Source organism: Nibrella viscosa, assembly GCF_039541875.1.
Taxonomy (GTDB): domain Bacteria; phylum Bacteroidota; class Bacteroidia; order Cytophagales; family Spirosomataceae; genus Nibrella; species Nibrella viscosa.
The window spans coordinates 21,097-45,391 of sequence record NZ_BAABHB010000002.1; the positions used below are offsets into that span (position 1 = coordinate 21,097).

18 protein-coding genes and 1 pseudogene are annotated in these 24,295 nt (G+C 53.2%); 9 read left to right on the forward strand and 10 right to left on the reverse strand.

Going from position 1 to position 24,295, the window contains the following annotated elements; genetic code table 11:
* Window positions 1–43: 43 nt before the first annotated feature.
* Window positions 44–2,881, reverse strand: coding sequence for an outer membrane beta-barrel protein (locus tag ABD931_RS04790; RefSeq protein WP_345264506.1), 2,838 nt, complete (start codon window positions 2,879–2,881; stop codon window positions 44–46).
* Window positions 2,882–3,210: 329 nt separating this feature from the next.
* Between ABD931_RS04790 and ABD931_RS04795 the strand changes: the two are divergent.
* The 4 genes and pseudogenes from ABD931_RS04795 to ABD931_RS04810 form a co-directional block, all read left to right on the forward strand.
* Window positions 3,211–3,327: pseudogene (locus ABD931_RS04795) on the forward strand (class I SAM-dependent methyltransferase); the annotation flags it as partial.
* A 223-nt stretch (window positions 3,328–3,550) separates the two neighbouring features.
* Window positions 3,551–5,497: a helix-turn-helix domain-containing protein gene (locus tag ABD931_RS04800; RefSeq protein WP_345264507.1), complete on the forward strand. Its 1,947-nt coding sequence runs from the start codon at window positions 3,551–3,553 to the stop codon at window positions 5,495–5,497.
* A 427-nt stretch (window positions 5,498–5,924) separates the two neighbouring features.
* On the forward strand, window positions 5,925–8,897 hold the full coding sequence (locus ABD931_RS04805; protein WP_345264508.1) for an Ig-like domain repeat protein: 2,973 nt from the start codon (window positions 5,925–5,927) through the stop codon (window positions 8,895–8,897).
* A gap of 754 nt (window positions 8,898–9,651) precedes the next feature.
* Window positions 9,652–10,419, forward strand: coding sequence for a class I SAM-dependent methyltransferase (locus tag ABD931_RS04810; RefSeq protein WP_345264509.1), 768 nt, complete (start codon window positions 9,652–9,654; stop codon window positions 10,417–10,419).
* Here the strand turns inward: ABD931_RS04810 and ABD931_RS04815 are convergent.
* A complete protein-coding gene (locus ABD931_RS04815; RefSeq protein WP_345265992.1) occupies window positions 10,401–10,631 on the reverse strand; it encodes a hypothetical protein in 231 nt (76 codons plus the stop codon). The two genes, ABD931_RS04810 and ABD931_RS04815, sit on opposite strands and share 19 nt — an antisense overlap.
* Here ABD931_RS04815 and ABD931_RS04820 point away from each other — a divergent pair.
* Window positions 10,527–12,938 (forward strand): TonB-dependent receptor, encoded by a 2,412-nt coding sequence (locus ABD931_RS04820; protein WP_345264510.1) that lies wholly within the window; start codon window positions 10,527–10,529, stop codon window positions 12,936–12,938. The genes ABD931_RS04815 and ABD931_RS04820 overlap by 105 nt on opposite strands.
* 45 nt (window positions 12,939–12,983) lie before the next feature.
* Here ABD931_RS04820 and ABD931_RS04825 read toward each other — a convergent pair whose 3' ends face one another.
* Window positions 12,984–13,862 (reverse strand): SDR family oxidoreductase, encoded by an 879-nt coding sequence (locus ABD931_RS04825; protein ID WP_345264511.1) that lies wholly within the window; start codon window positions 13,860–13,862, stop codon window positions 12,984–12,986.
* A 329-nt stretch (window positions 13,863–14,191) separates the two neighbouring features.
* Here ABD931_RS04825 and ABD931_RS04830 point away from each other — a divergent pair, with 329 nt between their 5' ends.
* Window positions 14,192–15,040, forward strand: coding sequence for a hypothetical protein (locus tag ABD931_RS04830; RefSeq protein WP_345264512.1), 849 nt, complete (start codon window positions 14,192–14,194; stop codon window positions 15,038–15,040).
* Window positions 15,041–15,117: 77 nt separating this feature from the next.
* Here the strand turns inward: ABD931_RS04830 and ABD931_RS04835 are convergent, their stop codons facing one another.
* Window positions 15,118–15,954, reverse strand: coding sequence for a crotonase/enoyl-CoA hydratase family protein (locus ABD931_RS04835; protein WP_345264513.1), 837 nt, complete (start codon window positions 15,952–15,954; stop codon window positions 15,118–15,120).
* Window positions 15,955–16,066: 112 nt separating this feature from the next.
* Between ABD931_RS04835 and ABD931_RS04840 the strand changes: the two genes are divergently transcribed.
* Window positions 16,067–17,191 carry a trans-sulfuration enzyme family protein gene (locus ABD931_RS04840; protein WP_345264514.1) on the forward strand — a complete coding sequence of 375 codons (1,125 nt, stop codon included), beginning with the start codon at window positions 16,067–16,069 and terminating at the stop codon, window positions 17,189–17,191.
* Here ABD931_RS04840 and ABD931_RS04845 read toward each other — a convergent pair.
* The 5 genes from ABD931_RS04845 to zwf form a co-directional block, all read right to left on the reverse strand.
* Window positions 17,188–17,526 carry a hypothetical protein gene (locus ABD931_RS04845; protein ID WP_345264515.1) on the reverse strand — a complete coding sequence of 113 codons (339 nt, stop codon included), beginning with the start codon at window positions 17,524–17,526 and terminating at the stop codon, window positions 17,188–17,190. The genes ABD931_RS04840 and ABD931_RS04845 overlap by 4 nt on opposite strands.
* Window positions 17,527–17,602: 76 nt before the next feature.
* The gene (locus ABD931_RS04850; RefSeq protein WP_345264516.1) at window positions 17,603–18,463 is read right to left on the reverse strand and encodes an SDR family oxidoreductase; all 861 of its coding nucleotides are present in this window, start codon (window positions 18,461–18,463) and stop codon (window positions 17,603–17,605) included.
* A gap of 41 nt (window positions 18,464–18,504) precedes the next feature.
* Window positions 18,505–19,395, reverse strand: a complete 891-nt coding sequence (locus tag ABD931_RS04855; RefSeq protein ID WP_345264517.1) for an SDR family NAD(P)-dependent oxidoreductase — start codon at window positions 19,393–19,395, stop codon at window positions 18,505–18,507.
* Window positions 19,396–19,513: 118 nt separating this feature from the next.
* A complete protein-coding gene (pgl, locus tag ABD931_RS04860; protein WP_345264518.1) occupies window positions 19,514–20,236 on the reverse strand; it encodes a 6-phosphogluconolactonase in 723 nt (240 codons plus the stop codon).
* A gap of 88 nt (window positions 20,237–20,324) precedes the next feature.
* Window positions 20,325–21,830, reverse strand: coding sequence for a glucose-6-phosphate dehydrogenase (gene zwf / locus ABD931_RS04865; RefSeq protein WP_345264520.1), 1,506 nt, complete (start codon window positions 21,828–21,830; stop codon window positions 20,325–20,327).
* 160 nt (window positions 21,831–21,990) lie between these two features.
* On the opposite strand from zwf, the gene rpiB reads away from it, so the two are divergent.
* Window positions 21,991–22,419 carry a ribose 5-phosphate isomerase B gene (gene rpiB, locus ABD931_RS04870; protein WP_345264522.1) on the forward strand — a complete coding sequence of 143 codons (429 nt, stop codon included), beginning with the start codon at window positions 21,991–21,993 and terminating at the stop codon, window positions 22,417–22,419.
* A 42-nt stretch (window positions 22,420–22,461) separates the two neighbouring features.
* On the opposite strand, the gene ABD931_RS04875 is transcribed toward rpiB, so the two are convergent.
* Window positions 22,462–23,616, reverse strand: a complete 1,155-nt coding sequence (locus ABD931_RS04875) for a cysteine desulfurase family protein (RefSeq protein ID WP_345264524.1) — start codon at window positions 23,614–23,616, stop codon at window positions 22,462–22,464.
* 117 nt (window positions 23,617–23,733) lie between these two features.
* On the opposite strand from ABD931_RS04875, the gene ABD931_RS04880 reads away from it, so the two are divergent.
* The gene (locus ABD931_RS04880; protein ID WP_345264526.1) at window positions 23,734–24,291 is read left to right on the forward strand and encodes a GNAT family N-acetyltransferase; all 558 of its coding nucleotides are present in this window, start codon (window positions 23,734–23,736) and stop codon (window positions 24,289–24,291) included.
* Window positions 24,292–24,295: the final 4 nt, after the last annotated feature.

Below are 24,295 nucleotides of genomic sequence, written 5' to 3' on the forward strand. Positions count from 1 at the left end.
TGGCGGAGCTGTTCATTCTTTCGCCTTTTCACTCTTTCACTCTTTAAAAAATAATCATACCCCCCTGCCGGCGCGTGGTGGCTTTCACCCCGCGCATGTTGTAGGTGAAGTTGAGCATAAAGTACCGGGATAAGGTCTGCACCCGCTCCTGCGATACAAAGTTCTGGGTCGCCGACTGGGAGATACCCAGGTTGCGCTTGAACACATCGTAGGCCGTGAACCGGACTTCACCCCGCTTGTTCTTGAAGATAACCTTGTACACCGACAGGTTCAGGATGGGGACCTTCTGATCAAGACCGAACCGTTCGTTCTGGTAGATCCGGTAGTTGAAATTGCCGTTGAAATAGATACCCGCCGGGAACAAAACGTTCATGTCGGCATTGTAGTTGTAGCTGTAAATCTGCTGGTTCTGCAACGTATTAATGGAGTAGCTGGTATTGGTAACGCTCCAGTTGCCGTTGGTGTACAGGGTGAATTTCTCACTCGGCGTATAATCGAGCCGCAGCCCCAGGTTGTAGTTGTTGGTCCGTGTCCGGTTCAGCACGTTGTTGATGTAGATCGGATTGTTGCCAACGTTAACGTTCGACCAGATGTTCAGGTTACTCTTCGTCTTTTTCAGCGGAAAGCCAAAGCTGACGTATGAGCCAATGGATTGCCCGCCGTCGATGTTGATCGGCTTGGTGCGGGTAATCAGCAGCGAATCGACCGTCTGGTTGTACACAATCTGGTTGATGTTGTAATTGTAGTTAACGTTGATGAAAACGTTGGTAAATGTGGCCGGGTTGAACATATTGTAGCCGCCGTTCAGGCTGTGGGTAAGCTGCGGCAGCAGATTGGGGTTACCCTCCTGAATGTACCGGGGATTGCTGTTGTCGACTACCGGCTGCAAATCGCGGGTCGATGGCTGACGGATATTAACGCTGTAGTTGGCCCGCAGGTACCGGTTGTTCTTCAGGTCGTAGTTCATGGAGGCATTCGGCACTACCGTAAAGAACGTGCGACCAACCGTAGTAGGAGCGGCCGAGGATGTCTGATCGCGGGTAAACTGGCCTTCCTGGTGGAAATTCAGCGCGGCCCCGCCCAGGGAGACGTTAAACCCTTTGTTGGTATACCGGAAGCTGGAGCCTAAGCGGTTGTAGGTAAAATTGTTGGTGTAATACCGGCTCAGGCTGTCGTTGAACACCCGGCCCGGATCGGTGCGGTCAAACACATCACGATCTACCTCATCCCGACGGAAGGAAAAATTATAGAACGTCTCCCAGAACACTTTTTTCGAAATAGGCTCCGTATACAGGGCGCTGGCCTTGATTTCACTGCGGAGGCTATTGGTCTGATTAAGCTGGTTGATGGTCCGAATCGGATTTACCGGATTGGTACCGTCGGTAACCAGCGTATTTTCTGAGCGTTGATCCCCATCGCCGTTGGTATTGTTGCGGTTATAGGCGGCACTTAACGAAAAGTTACGACCCTTTTTCTGGAACCGGTGGCTGAAAATGGCCGTAGTCTGTAGCGCAAAGGCATCGTAGTTGGTGCTGTTGTTGATTCGGGACTGACCGCTTTGCGCACTGGCCGTACGCCGGAACTGCTCCAGGCTGTTAAAGCGTTCGTCGCCCTTGTTGAACCGGCCATTACCAATCACAATCAGCGTATTGGTGGAGTCCAGTTTTTGCTCAAAGCGAAGGCTGCCGCGATGGATACCGTTGAAGGTGATGCGGCTGCTGCCGATGTCGGTTCGGAGCGAGCCGTTGGGCAGGAAGTTCTCGCGGCTCGATACGGCGTCGAGGGTCTGTTGCGTCTGGTTATAGAAGTAGTTGCTGCTGAGCTTTGTTTTTTTGGTATCGTAATTATAATTGGCCCCACCGGCGTAGTTTTTGGAGAAACCCCGGTTGTCGCGGCCTCCGCCGTTGACGGGTACGCCGAAGCTGTCGTTATCGTCCCCGAAATAGATATAGCCCCCGTTGCTAAACCCAAAATCGCCCTGGTCTGACCAATTGAACGACTGGCTGCCCCGGAAATCCTGGTAATCGTCCCACGACAGGCCGGTCTGGTTCGTATTGTTACCGAAGCCGATGACGGAGAACTGTTCTTTAGAATTAAATTTGTTGTAGTTACCCCGGATCTGAGCCCGTGCATCGGTACCCACTCCGGCGGTAACTTTACCGAAGCCGCCTTTTTTATGGCTTTCCTTCAGCTCCAGGTTTACCGTTTTTTCTTTTACGCCATCGTCCACACCAGTGATTTTTGCTTTTTCGGTCTTGTCGTTGAACACCTGCACTTTGGAGATAGCCTCGGCGGGCAGGTTTTTGGTCGCTAGTTTCGGGTCGGTGCCGAAGAACGTTTTACCGTCGACCGTAACCCGTTTTACGTCTTCCCCCTGCGCTTTGATGTTGCCTTCCTGATCGACCTGCACACCGGGCAGTTTCCGCAAGAGTTCTTCCACCGTAGAGCCGGGTGGTACTTTAAACGAACTGGCGTTATACTCAATGGTATCGCCCCGGATACTCAGAGGAGCTTTGGCCGTTCTAACCACCACCTCGAACAGTTCTTTGGTAATGGGCTTCAGCTCGATATTGCCCAGGTCGGTAACGGCATCGTCGCTGGGGGTAAATTCTTTCTGATAAGGCAGGTAGCCGACATAGGAGATTTTCAGCAGGTAAGGCATTCGCTTGTTACCTTTCAGTTCAAACGTTCCTTTGTCCGTTGAGCGGCCGAAGTTAACCAGCGACGAATCTTTAGGGGTCAGCAGCATCACGGTTGCGCCCACCAGCGCGGTATTGCCGGAGTCAACGACAGTTCCTTTGACGGAGAAACGGGGTGTGGTTTGGGCGAAGGCAGAGCCCAGGCAGATAACTACCAGCAACAAAAGAAGAAGTAGGCGCATAAAGGGAGGAATGGTTGGATTTTGCTAAAGATGAAACAAATAACAAAATGTTGCACAGAGGCCAACAGCTTTTAACAAAAATTAACTAACTCTTTAGTTTACGGTAGGGGGAAATACGCTGTCAACCGGTGAAAATTACGACTGAGATGCTTCTTTAGGCGGTTACGATGGACAAGTGGTTAAAAAGAGGCTATAGGCGGCAATCTGGAGTCATGCACTTATTTGCCGGCTAATTGCTAACTTTACCTAGTGATTCAACAGGGAAGAGCTTTCCATAAGGCAGAAGAAAAAATTTATCAGAAGGCTCTGCACTAGATTTTACGTAACGAATGTACAAAACCACAGAAATTACCTCGGCCGAGATTGCGTCGGATAACCCGGTTCACCAGCGGTTGTTGTTTCCCTATGTAGAAGCGGTTCCGATGGTGACCGGTAAAGTACTGGAGGAAATGAAGGTTGTGCCTTTACGGGTATAGCCTCGAAGGGTAACAGGTAGGTTGGTTGAATGTATACTTGTTGGGGTAGACTTGCTGCGTTCCTGCGAGAGCATCAAAAAGGTCTGATTTTTCTTTATATTGCTGGTTATAAAGTCATTTACTGCTACGGCACTCAACATACGGTTGAAAGGCGGCTTTGTACTCTCTACCACATGATGTAGCCGGAACGTACATGATAAATTCTGAAGACGATTTTATCCCAAAACTAAAATCGCTGATTGAAGCAAACATAGATGATTCCACATTTTCGGTGGATACCATTTGTGCCGAACTAGGCATTAGCCGGTCGCAATTGCACCGGATTGTGAAAGAACAATCTAATGTGTCCATTACACTGTATGTACGAAAGGTTCGACTGGAAAAAGCAAAATATCTATTAGCCAATACGGCGCTTAGGATCTCGGAAGTTGCCGACCGGGTCGGTATAAACCATCCACAAAATTTCAGCAAATATTTTATCACTGAGTTTGCCATCAGCCCAACAGAGTATCGGCGGCTGCACCAGGCTCTGCCGGCAGAAGCGAAGTTTCCAGTGCCCCAGGCAAACCCTGAACCCCCTGTTTCGCTACCGCCCCCGTTAACAACAGATCAGGCCCCTTTAATTCTCCCTGGCAAGCGTACCGCTATCTTCCCAAAGAATATCAATCGCTGGACGTTATATGGCGTTCTGCTTCTCGGAATACTACTAATTTTGAGCATTTACCTGCGTACCTATATTCTGCCGGCTACACGACCTGTCGACAGCATACAAAACTCGCTCGCCGTATTGCCTTTGATAAACATAGGGCCGCCCAATACCAACCCCGTTTGCGAAGGGTTGATGGATGATATCCACACCGGGGTCTCGCTTATCCCGCACCTGCGTGTTACGGCCCGGTCCTCGTCGGACCAGTATCGAAGTACGCAAAAGAGCATCTGGCAGATTAGCGAAGACCTACAGGTTGCTAATATTCTGCGGGGTAAGATGCTGAAAATCGGTGAGCAGATTCAAATGAAGATCGAACTCATCAACGCCAAAGAAAACAGGCCGATCTGGACCAAAATCTATACTGTGGCCTACCGGGACATGTTTCAGCTTACTGAGCAGGTTACGCAGGACGTGGCCAGGGAACTGGGTCTGGAAAACAACCGTATAGCTCCGGAAAAATTAACCCTGGCCCGCACCAGAAATATAGTAGCCTACAACAATTTTTTGCAGGGACGCCAGTTGGTCATAACCCGCAACAAAGATAAGGTTCTGGAAGGTATGGCGAAGATCGATCAGGCCCTGGCCTTAGACTCGACTTTTGCTGAAGCCCAGGCCTTTAAAGGCCTGGCTTACTCGCTTCTAGCCAACTCAAACTACATCGCCAACCCGGCCAAAGCGTATGAACTAGCCCAGCAGCATGCCCTGAAGGCTATTCATTTCTCGCCCACCAACAGTACGGCCTACGGGGTCCTGGGTACCATATATGCCGATACTTATCAGTGGAAGGCCGCCGAAGCGTCGTTTCTCATTGCGCTCCAGCACAACCCCAACGATGCCCAGATCAACTATTGGTACAGTTTACTGCTACGGTCAACGGGTCGGCTGGACGAGGCTATTCGGTATAGCACCAAGGCAGTGGCCCTTGACCCGCTTTACCCCGTTATTCTTACCGGCCACGCTGTTAATTATGTCTATGCCAATCGATATGATCTGGCCCAGGCGAGTCTTAACAGCGGGCGAGCGTTATTCGGTGATTTGTTTATTTTCCACGTGGGCCATGGCTATTTTTACCTCGCCAAGGAAAATTACCAGGCCGCATCAACCAGCTTTTCGCACGGACTTACCCTAAATCCGCAATACACCGTGATTATCCCTACGTTGATGTATTGCGAAGCCAAACGCGGCAATCGAGCTAAAGCCGTTGCTTATCTCCGAACACTAACCGCCAAAACACCCCGGACTTACTATGACAAGGCCGTAGTGTTTGCGGGCCTATCTCAGAAAGATAGCTGCCTGTATTACCTGAAAACTGCTGCCGATAGGGGGTATATATACAAAGACATGAAGGTGGTGCCCCTGTTCCGGGACTACCGCACGGAGCCGGTATTTCAGGCTATTCTACGCCAATATCGCTTACCAGCCAACCCGTAGCTACGGTTGATGCGCCGGCGGGGGTTACAGACGTACCTGACTGAATTTAGAATTTAGTATACTTTCCCGTAATCCTTGACTATAAATGCAACAATAGACTACGCTTTTTTTGTTCATGCAACAATAGACTACGCTTTTGAAACAATAAGCGCAGCCATCCCTCCGGGCAATTTCTAGTTTTGCCATTAGCTTGGGGCGCCCTGGCGTGACTCATGGGGGCTGGTGCTGTCATTCTTTCCCAAATACCGATTTTTTGCTAATTGTAATCTCTGTCGGCAGCACCATTGGACGGAGACCCGGCCCTATTCTTCAATAACTAACAAACAACGTATACTTGACCATTTTATACATCTCTTCCTGTTCAGAACCAGATTCTTCAAGCGTCTGGCCGGACAATATTACTGTCTGATAAAAACAAATTTTTCATATGAACATACGAATACTATCTTTAGGTGGCCTACTACTAGTAGCGGCTCACACCTTCGCGGCAACGCCCCCGACCACCCGCCAGGGGGCCGCCCGGCTGGCGGCTGGCCAGCCCACCTACACCACGATTGCCTCCAGTTTGAACCCCTCCACGGTGGGGGCGCCGATCACGTTTACATCGACTACAAGATATCCAGCCAACCATTTAGACGAAAACGTCACCGAAGGCACGGTGACGTTTTCGGAAGGGGCCACGGTGCTAGCTGCCGACGTGCCTGTGGTGACAGGCGTGGCCTCGTTTACTACCTCCACTCTGACAGTGGGTACCCACACGATTGTGGCCACGTATAACGGAACGGCCAATTTCTCGACCAGTAAGGGTTCGGTTGTCCAGACCATTGATAACCCCGGCTCTTGTTCGACTTACGCGGGCAATATCGCCTACGTCAACGGAGCAGCTGCAGTAGGCACCAACGACGGCACCACCTGGGCCAGGGCCTTCCTGACGCTCCAGGATGCCCTCGATGCAGCCCGCACCTGTAGCGTAACCCAAATCTGGGTGGCCCAAGGCACGTACGTACCGACGAATTATCCGATTGGAGCAGCCACCACGCGGTCCGGTGGGGTACTCACCAGCGCGGATTTCAGCTTTCACCTGGTGAATGGCGTTGCCATTTATGGGGGCTTTAGCGGCACGGGCACCGAAACCCTGCTGAGCCAGCGTAACTGGGTGCTCAACCCCACCATCCTGAGCGGCACCAACGCCCGCAACCACGTGGTGACCTCGGCCAACGACGGCCTCACCACCCGGCTCGATGGCTTCACAATTACGGGGGGGCGTGCCGATGGCAATACCCTGATTACCGTAGAAGGACTTTATTTCTATGGTAATCGGGGGGCAGGAGCGGCTCTGAATGGAAGTTCGGTAACCCTGAGTAACCTGCTTATTTCGGGGAACAGTTGCTTCTCCACCGATAATGGGGGTGGCTCGGGAGGTGGAATGGCGATGTATGGAGGGAATTCCATCTTCACGAATGTGGCCTTCGTCGGAAACTCAGCTTATAGTGGGGGTGGACTAGAAACATCGAGCACCTCGTTTGTGATGACTAACTGCGTTTTTTCCGGGAATACCGTCAATTCGGGCGGTGGAGGCATGATCGTCAGCAGCGGATCGTCCACACTCACCAACGTGGTTTTTGCCAACAATGCGGCCACGCGTACCTCTCCTTCCGCGTTTGGGGGAGCCATGATCAACAATGGCTGTGTGATGACCCTGATCAACTGCACCTTTTTCGGGAACACCGCTCCGGGTACGGGCGGTACGATGTACAGCGTGAACGGAGCGACGGTGACTGATAAGAACGGCATTTACTACAACAACACCAACAACGGCAATACGGCCTACAACGGCGTCTTTAACTATAGGGCCTCGGGCTCCCCTTTCCCCGGGCCCTACGATTCGTTTACCGGGACGACGACCCTGACAGGTACCGATCCCCTGTTTGTCAACGCTGCTGACCCCGACGGGCCCGATAACCGCTGGATGACTGCAGATGACGGGATGGCTATCCAAAGCACTTCTCCTGCTATCAACGCCGGTACCCCTTCCGGAGCACCTGCTACCGACATCCGGGGCTTTACCCGGACAGGTAATCCCGACCAGGGTGCGTACGAGTATCAGGCGTGCAGCAACATCACCTACTACGTCGATGCCGATCGGGATGGCTACGGCTCAACTACTACTGCCGTATTATGCGATGCCACAGCTCCGGTCGGTTACGCCACCAACAACACTGACTGCAACGATAACGACGGCAGTGTGCATGAAGCTCAGCTTTACTACGTCGATGCTGACAGGGATGGTTACGGCTCAACCCAAACAGCAATGGTTTGCTCGTCGACAGCTCCGGTCGGTTACGCCACCAACAACACTGACTGCAACGATAACGACGGCAGTGTGCATGAAGCCCAGCTTTACTACGTCGACGCTGACGGGGATGGTTACGGCTCAACCCAAACAGCAATGGTTTGCTCGTCGACAGCTCCGGCAGGTTACGCCACCAATAATACGGATCAGTGCCCCAACGATCCCAAAAAGATTGCCCCTGGCGCGTGTGGCTGCGGGGTGGTCGATACTGATACAGACAGTGACGGTATTGCCGACTGCAACGATCCCTGTCCGCTGGCGGTCAACGGCATTGCCAATTTCGACCCGGCTGCCTGCGGCTGTGCTACTGGGTTCACCCCGGTCATGAACGGCAACGTCATTACGGGTTGCCAGTGTACGTTGTCGGTGAGTTTGGGATTGGCATGTCGGCAGGTATATGCGGGCTACGATGCGGCTAGTAATACCACCGTGCTGACGGCTACGGCCACGGGTCAGGGCGGCAGCGGCTACACGTACCTGTGGAGTAACGGTGCCACGTCGGCCAGCATCACGGTGAGCCCCGCCACAACCACCATCTATTCGGTCACCGTCAGCAAATCGGGCTGTTCGGCAATAGCTGCCGTGACGGTGAACGTCATCAACGTAGCCTGCGATAAAAACAAAGTAATGATCTGTCACAATGGCCAAACGCTGTGTGTAGCTAAAACGGGAAAAAATGGGGTAGCCGATCACCTGGCCCATGGTGATAAACTGGGCAGTTGCAATACGGTATTGCCCTGTAATACGACAGGTACCCGTCTGGCCACTATCGAGACTAACAGCGAACCGCTGACTGATGGCTGGCTCGCTTATCCCAACCCGTTTGAGCAAACGCTGACACTACAACTACAGACCACCATCGCAGGCACCGCCGATATCGTGCTGGTCGATCTGGCTGGCCGCTCTGTTGTGAGTAAGCAACAACTCCTGGTGGAGGGGGCAAACAAGGTTGTCCTGGAAACAGGTCAGCTGGCCTCGGGTCTGTACATTGTTCGGTTGACTGATGCGGCAAAAGTGGTGCGAACCCTCAAAGTACTTAAAAAGTAAACGATTGTGTTTCCAGCCCGACCGGGATTGGGCTGGAAACACAATCGTTATTAGGTTTATCTGTTGTTTTCTTATCAGGGTAGGCTTAGTGTTCTCGGCAGCAGATAACGATCTTCCCAGCAACTATCCTATCTTCTGGAGTGAATGTGTTTTTAAAATCATTACCTCTGGGAGAGCCTCAGAAAGCGTGGACGCGTCGCCGTGCGGGCAAGTAGATTAAGCCGCTATTGGAACCGGCAATATAGCCGGAGGCCGAAGCCGGGGAAGCGTTCTCGGAAGCTGACCTCCCACTGCTCGTTCAAGACCTTCGTGCGAGCCTGTAACACGCGTAAGGTGGCAGGTTCCGGATCTGACACTAACTCAGGCATGGGGCAATATTATTTTGCAATTGAATAAACGAGTCCAGTAAGACGTCATGGACAACTTGTTGAAAAAATTCTTCAAACGACAGCCCCGCCCACAACTCTTCTTCCTGCTCACAGGCAATATGGTCGGTCAGTACAGATAACAACTAATGGTGGACAAGACTTAGGCCAAAGTGTCTAACTCATTTACTGCATCAACCGCCGTTTCCACTTGAGTTGGTGTCGGATGAGTAATAGAGTACTTTATGCCCACCGGAGATGTGAGCAGTGCCTGGTATGCACATCTTTGCAGTCTTCTTGTTATTTTTACTGACAGATTCTAAAACAGGGCGTTTTTCACTTGATAGATCGAAAAGTTGGTCAATTCCCCGCCCGATTATATTAACCAAATGTATAAAACCACAGAAATTACCTCGGCCGAGATTGCGTCGGATAACCCGGTTCACCAGCGGCTGTTGTTTCCCTATGTCGAAGCGGCCAAAATGGTGAGCGGCAATGTGCTGGAGATCGGCTGCGGCTGGGGGAGAGGCTTGCAACTGCTGACGCAGGCCGCCGACCACTATACCGGCATCGATAAAAACACAGACCTGATTGCGTCTCTGCGTCAGGAGTATCCTCAATCCACCTTTATCCAGGCCAATATACCCCCCCTGCAGGGCCTGGCCGACAATAGCTTCGACTATATTGTTACGTTTCAGGTTATCGAGCATATCGAAAACGACGACCTGTTTATAAAGGAAGCTCACCGGGTGCTGAAACCCGGCGGCAAACTATTATTGACAACGGTCAACCGCATCTTCTCCCTGACGCGCAACCCCTGGCACGTGCGGGAGTACGTGGCCGACGAACTGAAGCAATTGATGCAGCGGTACTTCCCGACCGTCGAAACGAAGGGTATCCATGGCAACGAGAGGGTGATGACTTACTATGAGCAGAATAAGAAATCGGTGGAGCGTATCACCCGCTATGATGTTTTTAACCTGCAATACCGACTGCCTCGCTGGATGCTCCAGGTGCCATACGACATCATGAACCGCGTCAACCGCAACCGATTGTTGCAGCAGGACGGCATTGCGGCCGAAATTCAATACACCGACTACCTCATGAGCAACGACCCGGCCGGCAGTCTGGATTTCTTTTACATCGCGACGAAATAGCCCTTTCCCGCGCCAGGTTTCAAGTTATATTCACCGCGAATAACCGGAAACGGGGCCGGCCGGATGGAATCTGAAACCGCCGGCTGGTCCCGTTCAACTTTTTGGTAATGATAAAACGGCTTCTTTTTCTTCTCTTTTTTGGTTGTTGGGCTGGGATCGGCCTGGCGCAGGTAGGTCAGGTAACGCTTTCCGGAACCGTCAAAGACGTACACACGAAGGCGCCACTGCCGTTTGTCAATGCAACCCTGCTGATGCCGAAGGACAGCGGGTTTGTGACCGGGGCCATCACCAACGAAGAAGGCCTGTTTGCTTTGTCCGGCGTTAAAAGTGGGTCTTACCTGTTGCGGGTTACCTCCATCGGCTATCAGCCCAGAGTGCTGCCCGTGCTGGTGGGTAAACTGAGCGAATACCTGAACCTGGGCACGATTGACCTGTCGGAGGAGGTAGCCCAACTCGGAGAGGTAACCGTGACGGCCCGGCAGGAGGCTATAGCCCCGGCCCTGGACAAGAAGACCTTTACCCTGGCCGACAACATCAGTCAGTCTGGTGGCTCGGTACTGGAGGCCATGAAAAACCTGCCGGGGGTTACGGTCGGAGAGGGTGGTAAGGTGCAGTTGCGCGGCAACGACCGCGTGATGGTGCTGCTCGATGGGAAGCAGACTGCCCTCACTGGTTTTGGCAGTCAGTCCGGCCTGGAGAATATACCGGCCTCGGCCATCGACAAGATCGAGATCATTAACAATCCTTCAGCGAAGTACGACGCCAACGGCAATGCCGGCATCATCAACATCATCTACAAAAAAGAAAAGAAGGAAGGCTTCAACGGGAAAGTCGGGATGGCTACGGCGCTGGGTGCTTTGTGGATCAAGCGGGAGAATTACCCGACCATCCGGCCGCAGTATCAGGGTACACCCAAAATAAATCCGTCGCTGTCGCTCAACTACCGCAAGAACAAGGTCAATCTGTTTTTTCAAGGCGATAATCTGTACACCCAGACGCTGAACAAAAATGAATTTGCCGACCGGTTTTACGATTCCGGCGAAGTGATCCGGCAGCAGACCAAGCGCAACCGGAATACCAATATCATCACCGGAAAAACGGGTGTCGACTGGACACCCGACGCCAACAATACCATCAGTGTTTCGGGGCTGTTCAGCAGCGAGAAAATCATTGATCGGGGTGACGAACCTTTTTTCAACGGCGACCTGACGAAGCGGCTGCGGCTGTGGCAGTTTCTGGAGGATGAGCTGAAAACAACGGTTACGGCATCGGCCAACTGGCAGCATAAGTTCAAACAACCGGGGCGGCTGTTCAACGTAGGTTTTAACTACACCTTCCACCGGGAAGACGAGAAGTACTTTTTCACCAACATCCTGCCGGACTATACCGGTAACGATTCGTTCAAACTGTTGTCGGATGAGCACGTGGGTGACCTCACCGTCGACTATGTGCAGCCGCTCCGATACGGCCGCGTCGAGGGTGGACTAAAATTCCGCCGGCGGTACATCCCGACCAACATGCAGTTCTTTCCGGGCCTGAATTCACCTTTGGATGTGAATGCCGGCGGCTGGGCCAATTATAGCGAAGTGATACCGGCAGTATACGGCAACTACATCTTCGAAAACCAACATTTTGAGGTGGAAGCCGGTGTGCGGGTCGAGTACGTAGATTTACGGTACGAGGTAAATCCGAACCACAATACGTATAAGAGCGATGGGTACACGTATTCCCAGCCGTTTCCGAACGTGCGGGTGTCGTATAAGCTGAACGACGGTAACCGGCTCTCGTTCTTCTACAACCGCCGGGTAGATCGTCCCAACGAAGTCGACATCCGCATCTTTCCCAAGTACGATGATGCCGAAATCATCAAAGTAGGGAATCCGGGCCTGCAGCCCCAGTTTACCAGCTCATTTGAACTGGGCTACAAAACCAACTGGAACGATGGGTCACTGTATTCGGCCGCGTACCACAAGACCATCGACGCGACCATTACCCGAATCGGCACCATTGTTCCCGGCAGTACCTTAATCTACAACGTCTTTCAGAATGCCGGGCGCAGCTACAATACCGGGTTTGAGGTGGTGCTGTCGCAGAAGGCAGGTACCTGGGGCAGCTTCAACCTGAACCTGAACGGCTACCGGAACACCATCGATGCGTTTACGGTCGTGAATCAATACCCGGTACCCAGCACCTTTTCGGCGGAGCGGCAGCAGTTGATTTCGGGTAACGTAAAGCTCAACGGCAACTTCCGTCTGCCCGGTCAGTTAGACGCGCAGATCACGGCCATTTACCTGGCCCCCGATCTGGTGCCGCAGGGCCGCATCGACTCCCGCTTCGCCATCGATGCCGGTCTGAAAAAAGCCATTCAGAAAGGCAAAGGCGAGTGGTTCCTGAACGCCACCGATATAGCCAACACCCTGCGCATCCGCCGGGAGGTGCAGGGTGCCGGTTTTAGCTATGTCAGCACCGACTACTACGAAACGCAGGTGTTCCGGGTCGGATACGGGTACAAGTTTTAATTTATTTCAAGGTCCGGGCCAGGACCCATGGGCATAAACCTGAAACTACGATTTGCCCGCCCGATTCGCCTGCTTGATGGTCTGCTCGATTACATCCCACATCTCGGAGCTAACCTGCTCCAGGTGGTTGAACTCGCCGGCCATCAGGACTTCCCCGCCGTCGATGGTGATACACTCACCCGTAACGAAACCGGAGTAGTCGGAGAGGAGGTAGGCTGCCAGATTGGCCAGTTCCTGATGTTCGCCGACACGTTTCAGCGGAATGCGGCTGGTCGGGTCCATCAGCTTCATGAGCGGTTCGGGAAACAGCCGGTCCCAGGCACCTTTGGTCGGGAAAGGGCCGGGGGCAATGGCGTTGAGCCGGATGCCGTATTTGCCCCACTCGGCGGCCAGCGATTTGGTCATGATCAGCGCTCCACCTTTGGCTACGGCCGAGGGAACAACATAGCCCGAACCTGTTTGGGCGTAGGTCGTGGAGATATTGAGTACCGTCCCTTTAATCTGGTTCTCGATCCAGTATTTACCGACGGCCAGTGTAAAGTAGTACGTGCCCCGCAAGACAATATCCACAATTACATCAAATGCCTTGTACGACAGCCGCTCGGTGGGGCTGATGAAATTGCCTGCCGAGTTATTCAGCAGGCCGTCAATCCGGCCGAATCGGTTGACGGTTTCGGTAATGACGTTTTCGATCTCCTGCGGGTTGCGCACATCGCAGGCCAGCGCTAATACCTGACCACCAGTCTCCTCAGCCAATTCCTTCGCGGTTTCGTCCAGCACGTTCTGCCGACGGCTGCAAATGGTCACGTTGGCACCGAGTTGCAGAAAATACCGGCTCATGGATTTACCGAGGCCTGTGCCTCCGCCGGTAACAATAATGGTCTTTCCCTGTAAAGCTCCGTCGCGGAGCATGCCCTGGTTCATAAAATGCTGATTATTGATAAAGTAGCGTGGGTAATATAGCCAAAATCTTTACGTTTTCGAATGTCCTTGCTTTTAATGCACTGGTAATAGCGTTGTGAGTATTTGTGGTACGGATTTACGGGTTTATAGTAAATGCGCCTAACAGGTTTACAGGTGATGAATGCGCTGCGCTATACTGAGGACGACCGTTTACTAAAAAGATAGGGCTTTACAGGTTCTCTGAATACATCTGCTTACGTATAGGGATTTTGGTTTATGGTACACGACAATTTATTCTTACATTTAGCTCATTACCAAAGCCTTATTCTAAACCAAAATCAGCCAGAAAAATGAGAGCACAACGTAGACCGTTCCGGATGGCGAGCCTGGTGGCTTCCATTCTTGCCGTTATTCTGATTGCAGGTTGTGAGCCGAACGAATCGAGCCTGAACCCGGTCGCTCCTTCATCCGGCGACCAAAACGCCCGTGCCGGAGCCGATAAGGTAGTTACGCATTATGGACCGGCCGTACCACTAGGCGGTGGCGTAGCCCGGACATTTGTCAGTGCCACCAAATCCGGCGAATTGATGGAGATTGGTATTGCTATATCGGAAAAAGTGCTGATAGCTCTCCTGAAAGATGGAGGAGAAAGTTACCAGAAAGTACTGCGATTCCCCAGCCAATTCGACATCGCACCTTTCCAGCATGTGTTAATGGACTGGAATGCACACGGACACGAGCCTGAGTTCCTTTATGGGGTACCTCATTTTGACTTTCATTTTTACATGATCTCCAGCCAAGCCCGTGAGGCTATACCAGGCCTGCCGGGAAACATGATGGATCCCACACTCCCAGCCCCCCAATATCTGCCGGTCGGGTATGTGCCGACACCCGGACGCGTACCGGCCATGGGTACCCACTGGGTCGATCCATCTTCACCGGAGTTTCAGACACCAGGGGGCTTTACGCGTACCATGATTTACGGCAGCTACAACTATGAAGTAATTTTCCTTGAACCAATGATTACCCTTGATTATCTGCTGAATGGGGCCAAAGGCACCTTCCAGATTAAACAACCGACGGATTTTGCCAAAGCGGGTAACTACCCCACTCAGTACTCGATCCGGTACGACAGCCAGAGCAAAGACTACATTGTTTCCATAGTGAACTTTGTGTACCATCCCGGAGGAGTGAATTAAACCTAAATACCTATACAGGAGCCGTACGCCAGGCGGGGTACGGCTCTTTTTTTTCGGCAGGCTTTACAAGGCATCCGTCAATATCCCCGACTGATTTTCTTATCGAATTCGGCTTTGCGCTTCTCCAGCGTGTCGTCCAGGTTTTCGGTGGATTCCTGAAACTGGAGCTGTGAGGAGTTCCAGACGGCTACGTACTGTAGGCCATCCTCAACAGATTTGCCGGCACTGTAATTCAAAACCTGTTTTATGCCTTGTATGGTCGTTTGCGGCAGGTCGGCAATCTGGCGGGCCATCTCGGTCGCTTTGTCGAACAACTCATCGGGTGAGGCATAGACATGGTTCACCAGCCTGATTTTTTCGGCAAAAGCGGCATCGAAATCTTTAGCCGTAAAGGCTAACTCCCGCGTGTAGCTTTCCCCAATTATCTTCGGCAACCATTGCAGGCCACCCAGGTCGGGAATGATACCCAGCTTAGCTTCACGCAGGCTGAAATTGGCATTAGACGAGCAGAGCCGGATGTCGGCCGCCGAGATTAGGTTCAGCCCGCCCCCAATGCACCAGCCGTGAACGGCCGCAATCACCGGCTTCGGCGATTCGTAGAGCTTTTGAAAGCCGGACTGCATCTGCCGGATCATGTTCATTAATTCCAGGCGGCTCTCGGCCGATATAGCCCCGCCAAGGATAGTCTTTAGCTTGGGCAGCATGGTGTTGAGGTCGAGGCCATAGCTAAAGTGATTACCGCTGCCCCGCAACAGGATACAACGGACATTCGCCATTGTGTTTATTTCGTCGACGGCACGGGGTAGTTCATCCCAAAACTCCGGACCCATTGCGTTGCCTTTGCCGGGACCCAGCAGGGTTAGGGTAAGAACGCCCTCCGTCAGTTCAAACGTTAAGGATTGGTAAGAAGCCATAGTGACTGGTATGTTTGCATACGGGTTGGGTTAAATGTAGAAAGTAACCGGTTTTTTGCGAACTATTCGGCCAAGTTTTTTCTGGAACGCCATCTATACTTAGCTTAGGGGCATGAAACCCGAAACACTTGCCATTCACAGCAGCCGCATGGCTGACCTCAACGCCGGAGCGGTCACGCCACCGCTCTACCTGACTACCACCTTTGAGCGCGAAGCCGACGGCTCCTTTGCCTATGGCTACCTATATTCCCGCAACAACAATCCGAATCGCGATGCGCTGGAAAAAAGTATTGCCGCCCTGGAAGGCGGGGCGCAGGCCATTGCGTTCAGCTCCGGTCAGGCGGCTACCATGACGGTGTTTCAAACCCTGCGCCCCGGCGACCACGTAGTAGTCACGCAGGACTCGTATTATGGTACACCGGCACTGCTGGAAGAGTTGTTCCACCCCTGGGGGCTCACCTACACCCGCGTAGACATGAACGACCTGGATGCGTTACGGGCCTCCATTCACGAAAACACCCGTATTGTCTGGATTGAAACCCCCTCGAACCCGCTGTTGAAAATCACCGATATTCAGGCGGTAGCGGGTATGGCGCACGAAGCCGGCGCTATCTGCATATGCGATAATACCTGGGCCACGCCCGTGCTGCAACGCCCCCTGGAGCTGGGTTGCGATGTGGTGATGCACTCCACCACCAAATACTTCGGCGGCCATAGTGACGTGCTGAGTGGTGCGTTAGTGTTTAAGGAGGAAGGCGAAATGTACCAGCGTGCCCGGCGGCTGCAATCCATCGGCGGAGCGGTACCGTCGCCGTTCGATTGCTGGATGGTGGTGCGGGGGATTAAAACCATGACCACGCGGGTACGGGCGCAGGCAGCAACGGCCCGGCAGGTGGCCGAATTCCTGGCAAAGCACCCGGCGATTGAGCAGGTGCATTACCCCGGTCTGGAGAATCATCCGGGTTACGCCGTTGCCAACCAGCAGATGAGTTTGCCGGGGGCTATGCTATCCATTCAGGTGAAAGGCGGGGCCGAAGAGGCTACTCAACTGGCGGGTCGGCTACAACTAATTACCCGCGCCACCAGCCTGGGCGGAGTAGAGAGCCTCATTGAACACCGGGCGTCGGTAGAAGGCCCCAATACTGCTACTCCGCCAAACCTGCTCCGCATCTCCATCGGCCTTGAACATGCCGACGATCTGATCGAGGACTTTAGGCAGGCGTTGGCTAACGCTTAGCGTTTCTTGTTTGGTAGCTTCCTATCAGGTATCACCTCTTCGGTAGCTGACTGGAGTGGTACTGAATTCAGGATATGATATTGCTGGTCCGGGTCCGGTTTACGAACAGCCATGTTGTCAAGCGTCGCTTTGACCACATTTGGTGCATCCTTAGGATCGCGGTAAAATCCGGTACCCATCGAGAGTACTCCGCCAGACGCTTTGGGCTGAGGAATCCCCAGCTTTAACAAAGAGTCGGGAAAGGTTTCTGGTTTGGGTACAGGCACAACCGATTGGGCCTGACTTGTCAGACAAGCCACCAGTAGGCCGATGAGGGTGAAAAAAATTGCTTTCATAGTGTTGCAACGGTTCAGGTACCTCTTTGAAGGTAAAGAGCCAAAATTTACATAAACCGTTGCAACTTTATAGAAATTAAACCGCCACGGAACGGGGATTCAGATGAGTCAGTTGCTCACTGAGTTTCCAAAGCTCCCGGGCGTTGTAATCGCTGCGGGCATCCTGACTGGGCGTTTTAGGTTTGCACTTATCGAAATAAAGCCCGGTTACTTTCTGTACCTCGGGCGACGAAGCCAGATAAATACTCGTTTCGGCCCCCTTCTCCGGCGATATAAAAAACGGCTTCATCAGCTTAAACACCAATCCCGACAGGCTGGAGGCCCCATTGCCAAAATTGGAGTTGATGGCTCCCGGATGCAGGCTGTTCGACGTGATGCCGAAATCCATGACCCGGTCGGACAGTTCCTTGGCAAACAAAATATTGCAGAGTTTAGACGCGCCGTAGGCCCCCATGCCGGAGTACGACTTCGGCTTGGCCAACTGGTCCAGTTTAAAGGCTTTGCTCCAGCGATGGGCCTCCGACGATACCGTGACTACCCGCGGGTTGGTACCTTTCTTCAGCATGTCCAGCAGCAAGTTGGTCAGCAGAAATGGCCCCAGGTGGTTCGTGGCGAAGGTGAGTTCAATGTCTTCGGGTGAGTACTGCTCCCGGTCCAGGAAAAGGCCGGCATTGTTTATCAGTATGTCGAGTTTGTGGTAGCGGTCGGCTACTTCGCGGGCCGCCTGGGTGACAGACTGCTGACTGGCCAGATCGCACCAGATCAGATCGGCCCGGCCGGTTTTGCTGACGGCTTTTATTTCTTTACGGACGGGTCGGGAGGTATCCAGGTTCCGGCACAGCATGAGTATATCAAACCCTTTTCGGGCCATTTCCATAGCCGTAACTTTTCCGATGCCGGAATTGGCTCCGGTAATCAGGCATAGACGTGAATCCATGTTGGGTGGTTGATTCGTTAAATGGTTGATTCGTTTACTGGTTAATTAGGTGCTAAAAGGGGAGGCTGTGGAATGGGGTATTCAATACCGACCAACTGCTCGCTCAACTGCCATAGCTGTAGGCCAAGCTTCTGATTTCTGGCTTTATCGCTGGGCTCCAGTGGTTTGCAGCGGGCGAAATACAATCCGGTTACATTATGTATCTCCGGCGAAGAGGCCAGGTAGATGTGGGTTTTCGCCATGGTTTCTGGTTCCGGCGCAAACAGTTTAGCGACGGAAAAGGCCAGATGCAATACTCCTTTGGCGTCGCCATCTTCGGCAAAGTTACTATCTACCAGCCAGGGGTGTAGGGCGTTTACGGTGATGCCGTAGTCCATCAGCCGGTCGGCCAATTCGAAACTAAACAGAAGCTTGGCCAGCTTGGAATCGCTGTAGGCACCAATGGCACTGTAGTCACTCTTGTCCCGCTTAACGATATTATCCAGATCAAATGGGGCCGCGTAGTGCAGCTCGGAGGCTACATTGATAATGCGGCCTTCGTTGCTTTTCTTGAGCAAGTCCAGCAACAGGTGCGTCAGCAGAAAGTGACTGAGGTAGTTGGTGGCAAACGTCAGCTCGATCCCGCCGGGTGAGTATTGCAGGTCGTTAACGACCCGTCCGGCGTTGTTAATCAGCACATCGAGGTGGTCGAAACGCCGGTTAATCTCTCCGGCCGCCCGTCTGACCGACTGCATATCGCCCAGGTCGCACTGCACCAGGTACACATTGCGGGTTTTGCTGGCTGCCTGTACTTCCTGCTGTACGCGCTGGGCCTTTATTTCGTCCCGGCAGAGCATAATAATATCAAATCCATTCCGGGCCAGTTCAATCGCTGTCACTTTACCAAGGCCGGAGTTGGCGCCGGTGATCAGGCACAATGGGGGTCGCTGCATATCGTCTCATCAAAAGTCCTAACGCTTAACCAGCAGGCCGGGCAGCGGGTTTTGAGAAAAAGGAAATTCTTCAGTAGGCAGGCTGTAGTAGGCAGTCGGCAGTTTCCCCGCCGACTGCCTACCCTAACCAGCCCGCAGCCGCTTCATCCACAAACCAGATCAACTCTCCACTCACCGGCTTAACCCGTTGTGAAGGGTAAACGGCGGGTTGATAATCACCCTGCAAGACTTCTTTCAGCACATCGGCTTTGCCGTTGCCGGTTACCAGAAACGCCACGCAGGCGGCCCGGTTAACGACCGGCGCGGTGAGCGTCAGGCGGTACATGTCCTGGGCTTTCAGGTAATACGCGGCTGTCCAGGCCTTATCCTCGAAAACTACATCCGTGCCCGGAAACAGCGACAGCGTATGACCATCGTCGCCCATGCCGAGCAGCACAAGGTCGAAAGTGGTTTGCTGGCTGTCGAAATACTGGTGAAGCAGTAGATCGTATTCCGCAGCGGAAGCGTCTGGTGCTATGTCGGTGCGCCAGCTATGGATTTGCGAGGGCGGAATGGAGACATGGTTCAGCAGGGCTTCGGAGGCCATGCGGGCGTTGTTGCGCTCGTCGGCAACAGGCACATAGCGTTCATCACCCCAGAAAACATGCAGCTGATTCCAGGCAATGCGGTTTCGATAGGGCTCGGTTGCCAGCAGCGCAAACAGCTTCTGGGGAGTACTGCCACCCGACAAAGCGATGGTAAAGCGGTCCTGCCGTTGCAGAACTTCCTCAACATAGCTGACCAGCCACTCGGCTACTGCATGGCTGAGGGTGGAGAGGTCTTTGTAGGTATGTAGTTTCATGTTCCAGGGTCCTGGTTCTATGTTTCAGTGGGAGCATGAAACTTGAAACCGCCGGGCGGCCCCGCTGAAACAATTAAACCTGTTTATTTCATTTCGGCAGCGTCACCCAATGGTGGCCGTCCTGGGCAATGAGCGCTTCGGCATCTTCGGGTCCCCAGGAGTCGGGGGCGTAGTTGGGGAAGTCGATGGGTGGTCGCTTCTCCCAGGCTTCCAGAATGGGCATAATTACATCCCAGGCCGCTTCAACCTGGTCGGCCCGCATAAACAGGGTGGCGTTACCGGCCATGACATCCAGCAACAGGGTTTCGTAGGCTTCCGGCTCCTGTCCGTCGTAGGCATCCTTGTAGCTGAAGACCATATCGACGGGGTTCAGCGTCATCGACTGCCCCGGCCGTTTGGCCTGAAACCGCAGCCGGATATCCATATCCGGCTGAATGCTGATGATGAGCCGATTTGGTCGCCAGGTTTCGGCGGCTTCCGCCGGAAACGCATAGTGCGGGGCCTGCCTGAACTGAATCGTAATCACGGTGGTCTTTTCGTGCAGGTACTTACCGGAGCGTACATAGAACGGCACATGCTGCCAGCGCCAGTTGTCGATAAAGAACTTCACGGCCGCGAAGGTATCAACGGGGGAGTTTGGTTTAACACCTTCTTCCTGCCGGTACCCCTTTACCTCTTTGCCTTTCATCCAGCCCTCGCTGTACTGGCCCCGTACGGCATAATCGCGTACTTCGTCTTTGGGTATCCGGCGTATAGCTTTTAGCACATCGACCTTTTTGTTACGGATCTCGTTGGCATCGAACGAAACCGGCGCTTCCATAGCCACCATGCAGAGCAATTGTAAAATATGGTTTTGGACCATATCGCGCAGGGCACCGGCATGTTCGTAATAACCACCCCGGCCTTCGACGCCGACGGTCTCGGCCGCTGTAATCTGCACATGTTCGATGTAGTTTCGATTCCAAAGTGGCTCAAACAAGGCATTGGCGAATCGCAGGGCCAGAATGTTCTGCACGGTCTCTTTGCCGAGGTAATGGTCGATGCGGTAAATCTGCTCTTCGGTAAATAACTGGCCCAGGAGTTGATTGAGTGCCTGCGCACTTTTGAGGTCATGGCCGAACGGTTTTTCAATTACAATACGCACACACTGCCGATTGGCGCACATGGGCAAGGCTCCCAGTTTGGTAGCAATTTCGGGAAAGAGTTGTGGGGCAACGGCCAGGTAAAAAATAACGTTGGCGCTGAGGTCCCATTCAGCTTCTTTCTGCTGAACGTAGTCCGGTATTTTCTGGTAGGCTGCCGCATCGCCGGCGTCCATTTGCAGGTAAAAAACGTGTTCGGCAAATTTTTGCCAGTCGCCGTTGGCCTGATCCTTACGTCGGGAAAACTGCTGAATACCCTCCAGGAGCCGCTCCCGGTAGGTTTCGTCGGAGTAGTCGCTGCGGCCAATGCCTACAATGGCAAAGCGGTTGGGCAGATAATTATCGAGAAAAAGGTTATAGAGAGCCGGGGAGAGTTTCCGGAAATTCAGGTCACCACTGCCGCCGAAGATAAACAAAAGGGTGGGTGGGATTGGTTTGGATGATGATGCCATGGTGGAAGAAGTCTGGTGATGGTGCCCTTAGGCCACGAAATATACCGATGCACTCTGTCTGGTGCAAGTCATTGAGGCTATGGCTTCTCTTTCGTTAGGGAATAACCTACTTTTGGCCGCACCATATCCTGCCCGTTCAAACACTAAACTGCCAACGCCTATGAAAATCGCCATCGGCTCCGACCATGCCGGATACCAGTATAAAGAAAAGATCAAATTGTTCCTGACCGGCTTAGGCCACGACGTTACCGACTATGGTGCCTATTCTGAAGAGTCTGTAGATTATCCCGTATTTATCCGCCCGGTTGCCGAAGCCGTGGCGCGGGGGGGAGCCGAGCGGGGCGTCGTACTCGGGGGATCCGGCAACGGCGAAGCCATGACCGCCAACCGGGTAAAAGGTGTCCGCTGTGCCCTCTGTTGGAATGTTGAATCGGCGCGACTGGCCCGCGAGCACAACGATGCCAATGTCATCTCCCTCGGTCAGCGGATGGTGGATGAAAAGACTGCGCTGGAAATCATTCGTACCTGGCTGGATACACCGTTTGAGGGTGGCCGGCATATTCAGCGGATCAGGATGCTGGATACGTAATGTCTGGTAAGAACCCCCGTTCCGGGAGTCCTTACCAGATACTCACGCTAGTTTTGCTTCCTTCTGATAAATACCTGCCAGGGTATCCACGGCAAAGTCGATTTCCTCGGCCGTATTGTACTTGCCGAAAGAGAAGCGGATATTACCCCGGTCGGGGTCAATGCCGGGCAGGGCGGAGAGTACGTGCGACCCCACATTCGTGCCACTCGAACAGGCACTACCGCCCGAGGCTGAGATACCGGCAATATCGAGGTTGAACAACAGCATGTCGCTGATGTCTGATGGCGGCAGACTCACACTTAACACGGTATACAGGCTGTTCGACAGGTCGGCGGAGTTGCCGTTGAAGCGAACATCCTCAATTTTTTCATGCAGCCGGTCAATCATGCGCTGCTTGAGGCTCTCGATATGCCGCCGGTGCTCGTCCATATCGCGGTAAGCAATTTCCAGCGCTTTGGCCAGGCCGATAATACCGTAGACGTTCTCGGTCCCGCCCCGCATGTTGCGCTCCTGCGCCCCACCGTAGATAAACGGGTGGATGCGGTTGTTGGCGTTGACGTACAGAAAACCCACGCCTTTGGGTCCGTGAAACTTATGCGCAGCACCGACGATAAAATCCGTTTTAAGCGCCTGCAGATTATGCCGGAAATGGCCCATCGTCTGCACGGTATCACAGTGGAAGATGGCGTCATACTGGTTACACAGCGCACCTACGGCATCCAGGTCGAGCAGGTTCCCAATTTCGTTGTTGCCGTGCATCAGCGATACCAGCGAACGCGGATGGGTACGCAGCAGTTCTTCCAGATGCGTAAGGTCTACGTTGCCTTTTGCGTCGATGCGGACCAGGCTCAGCCTGATGGTATCCTGCTGGGCCAGATGCTGGAGCGTATGCAGCACGGCATGGTGTTCCAGGGGCGAGGTGATAGCGTGCGTGAGCCCGTAGGTTTCAATGGCGGATCGGATGGCAGTATTATCCGCTTCGGTGCCGCCGGAGGTAAAGAAGATCTCAGAAGGCGACGTATTCAATAACGTCGCCACCGTTTTGCGGGCTTTTTCAATGGCCGAACGGACAATCCGGCCGTGGCCGTGAATGGAGGAAGGATTGCCGAAGTTATCGGTCATCCAGGGAAGCATGGCCTCCAGCACCTCCGGATCGAGCCGGGTGGTGGCGGCATTATCAAGATATACACGTTGCATAGCCCACAAAGATAATCAGTTGCATTGGAGAAACGTAATAACCGGCAGGTCAGGCTGTTTGGCGGTGCATCGAAAGTTGTGCGATATTTATACAAAATTAACGCTTTGGGTACCCAAATGATTCGCTACACCACCGTAACTACCGAGGCTGATTTACAGCAGATTCTGGACCTTCAGCAGCAGAATCTGTCAAAAACCGTCAGCCCCGAGCAGCAGAAAGAGCAGGGCTTTGTCACGGTAATACATACACTGCCTTTACTGCAGCAGATGAATGCAGCCGCTCCACAAATTATTGCCAAAGACGGCGATCAACTGGCGGGCTATGCCCTGGTAATGCCGACTTCTTTCCGCTCCATGATTCCCGTGCTGCAGCCCATGTTCGACCTGCTGGATACGCTGGTGTATGATGGCCAGCAGGTAGGCTGCTACCCATATTACGTGATGGGACAAATATGTGTGGCTGAGAAGTACCGGGGGCAGGGACTTTTCGACGGGTTGTACCAGTACCACCGCGAGCGCTTATCAGGTGATTACGCCATGTGCATTACCGAAGTGGCCACCCGCAACACCCGTTCCATGCGGGCACACCAGCGGGTCGGTTTCCAGTCCATCGCCGAATATGAAGACGAAACCGACCGGTGGAGTGTCGTGGTCTGGGACTGGCGGAGAAACTAGTAAG

Coding starts and splice junctions, on each gene's coding strand:
- ABD931_RS04790 (WP_345264506.1), bottom strand. CDS start 2,881: ATGCGCCTACTTCTTCTTTTGTTGCTGGTAGTTATCTGCCTGGGCTCT.
- ABD931_RS04800 (WP_345264507.1), top strand. CDS start 3,551: ATGATAAATTCTGAAGACGATTTTATCCCAAAACTAAAATCGCTGATT.
- ABD931_RS04805 (WP_345264508.1), top strand. CDS start 5,925: ATGAACATACGAATACTATCTTTAGGTGGCCTACTACTAGTAGCGGCT.
- ABD931_RS04810 (WP_345264509.1), top strand. CDS start 9,652: ATGTATAAAACCACAGAAATTACCTCGGCCGAGATTGCGTCGGATAAC.
- ABD931_RS04820 (WP_345264510.1), top strand. CDS start 10,527: ATGATAAAACGGCTTCTTTTTCTTCTCTTTTTTGGTTGTTGGGCTGGG.
- ABD931_RS04825 (WP_345264511.1), bottom strand. CDS start 13,862: ATGAACCAGGGCATGCTCCGCGACGGAGCTTTACAGGGAAAGACCATT.
- ABD931_RS04830 (WP_345264512.1), top strand. CDS start 14,192: ATGAGAGCACAACGTAGACCGTTCCGGATGGCGAGCCTGGTGGCTTCC.
- ABD931_RS04835 (WP_345264513.1), bottom strand. CDS start 15,954: ATGGCTTCTTACCAATCCTTAACGTTTGAACTGACGGAGGGCGTTCTT.
- ABD931_RS04840 (WP_345264514.1), top strand. CDS start 16,067: ATGAAACCCGAAACACTTGCCATTCACAGCAGCCGCATGGCTGACCTC.
- ABD931_RS04845 (WP_345264515.1), bottom strand. CDS start 17,526: ATGAAAGCAATTTTTTTCACCCTCATCGGCCTACTGGTGGCTTGTCTG.
- ABD931_RS04850 (WP_345264516.1), bottom strand. CDS start 18,463: ATGGATTCACGTCTATGCCTGATTACCGGAGCCAATTCCGGCATCGGA.
- ABD931_RS04855 (WP_345264517.1), bottom strand. CDS start 19,395: ATGCAGCGACCCCCATTGTGCCTGATCACCGGCGCCAACTCCGGCCTT.
- pgl (WP_345264518.1), bottom strand. CDS start 20,236: ATGAAACTACATACCTACAAAGACCTCTCCACCCTCAGCCATGCAGTA.
- zwf (WP_345264520.1), bottom strand. CDS start 21,830: ATGGCATCATCATCCAAACCAATCCCACCCACCCTTTTGTTTATCTTC.
- rpiB (WP_345264522.1), top strand. CDS start 21,991: ATGAAAATCGCCATCGGCTCCGACCATGCCGGATACCAGTATAAAGAA.
- ABD931_RS04875 (WP_345264524.1), bottom strand. CDS start 23,616: ATGCAACGTGTATATCTTGATAATGCCGCCACCACCCGGCTCGATCCG.
- ABD931_RS04880 (WP_345264526.1), top strand. CDS start 23,734: ATGATTCGCTACACCACCGTAACTACCGAGGCTGATTTACAGCAGATT.